At 38.7% G+C, this 1,944-nt stretch carries 2 pseudogenes; both read left to right on the top strand.

The annotated features are described in order from the left end of the window. Nucleotides 1-923: pseudogene (locus tag DPG01_RS18290) on the top strand (Na/Pi cotransporter family protein); the annotation flags it as partial. Further along, a pseudogene (locus DPG01_RS18285) lies at nucleotides 913-1,896 on the top strand (phospholipase A); the annotation flags it as partial. The pseudogenes DPG01_RS18290 and DPG01_RS18285, both read left to right, overlap by 11 nt. Between the last annotated feature and the right edge of the window lie 48 nt (nucleotides 1,897-1,944).

Below are 1,944 nucleotides of genomic sequence, written 5' to 3'. Positions count from 1 at the left end.
CTGTGATTGGTGCTTCAGTCAGTGCGAAACGAACAGTTGCGGTAAATGTGGTTTTTAATCTTGTCACTGCGATATTAGCTTTTTTTATATTGGCTCCTTTATTTATCTATTTTTATCAGCAATATACTTTTTTTACTCAATGGGATGTCTTGATTATTTTGGCCTTATTCCATACTGCATTTAGTGTTATGGGGGCCTTGGTTTTTATGCCTGCGACAAAACAGCTGGAAAAGTGGCTGCTGCGTATTTTACCCAATGACTTGCCTGCGATTATGAAATTTCTGGATGAGGCTAATCTTGAGTTTTCTGCTATTGCTGTTCAGTCTGCACAGACCGTTCAATATTATATTTTATTCGAAATATTCAGTTTTTTGAGTGCAGCATTTCAGGAAGGTGCTATGCCTTCTCAGCGGAAAATAAAACAATTAGATGAAATAATTTTACAGCTGGAAGCATATCTAGAAAAAATCAATGTGCCTTATTCACATGAAAGTAATCATGATTTTGTCAGCTTATTGCGAGTGATGGTTTATGTACGTGTATTACGCAGTGATCTTGAAAATATTGATTACGCAATTTTATTACGTACTCAGCCAGCAGTTTTACAAACAGCTTTGGACTATAAGCATATTGTTGAGAGCTATATACAACAACGAGAGCAGCTAGGAAATCCTAAAAATATAGAGCCAATGCGCAATGAATTAAATAGTTTAAAGAAGTGGACCAGTCAGCATCGTGCCGAAATACGCCAAAAAATTCTGCAGCATACTGAAGTGAATCAACTTAATGCAGCAAAGGGGATTGAGTTACTTGCTGCGCAACGTTGGCTAGATCGTTTAGTTGCACATACTTACCGTTTTTCTAATGTGCTGTATGAAAGTATTCTCAAAAATGAAGAAAGGAAATTTAAAAATGGCTGTTAAATTGACACGCCGTACAAAGTATTCATTCAGGGTGTTGAACTTGGCGATGCTGTCTATATTGTGTACAGAAGCAGGCTATGCTTATCAACCTGCAAGTGCTTCTGCTTGTGTAGCACTTGAGTCAAATGCAGAGCGTTTAAATTGTTATGACGGTTTATTTTCAGTAAAGCTCAGCGACGTAACAGTGGCATCGGTATTAGTTGCAGAAGGCGCTGGATCTGCTGAGGCCATGCCGTTACAAACATTAAAACGGCCGAGCAGCCGAGATAACAAGCAGGGCAATCCGAACCATTTTTTTGCTTTAGAACATCATCAATCGGATTTAAAAGCATCATTAATCGACCAGCGTTGGGAATTAACACCAGAACAAAAACTAGGAACATGGAATTTACGGGCTTACCAGCCTATTTATTTGCTACCTGCACTGTGGACAAGTGAAAAAAATGAAGTTCCGCATACGCCAAACAAGACACTGGCAGAACAGCAAAATTTGAATTCGATGGAAGCTAAACTGCAGTTATCTTTAAAGACCAAAGCACTTGAGAATCTCTTTGAAGACAATGGGGATATGTGGGTTGGCTATACGCAGACTGCGCATTGGCAAGTCTATAATGAAGATGAATCGAGGCCTTTTCGTGAAACAAATTATGAGCCTGAAGCCAGTTTAATTTTTAGAACAGACTATAGCATTTTGGGCTTAAATGGGCGCTTATTGGGATTAACTTATAATCATCAATCTAATGGTCGTTCTGGTCCCTTATCTCGCAGCTGGGACCGTATTATGCTGAATATTGGTTTAGAAAAAGATAATTTTGCGCTTATGTTGCGACCTTGGTATCGCCTAGATGAAGATGCCGGAAAAGATGATAATCCTGACATTAAAAACTATGTAGGACGGGGAGATTTAACAGCATTTTACCGTCGTAATGATAATGAGTTTTCATTGCTTTTACGACATTCTTTAAGAGGGGGGGCTTTGTTGCACAAACCTAGCCTATAAGGTTTATTCAGTCCTATAATT

The organism is Acinetobacter sp. WCHAc060042, from assembly GCF_003231195.1.
Lineage (GTDB): Bacteria > Pseudomonadota > Gammaproteobacteria > Pseudomonadales > Moraxellaceae > Acinetobacter.
This window is presented reverse-complemented; position numbering and strand designations above follow the sequence as displayed.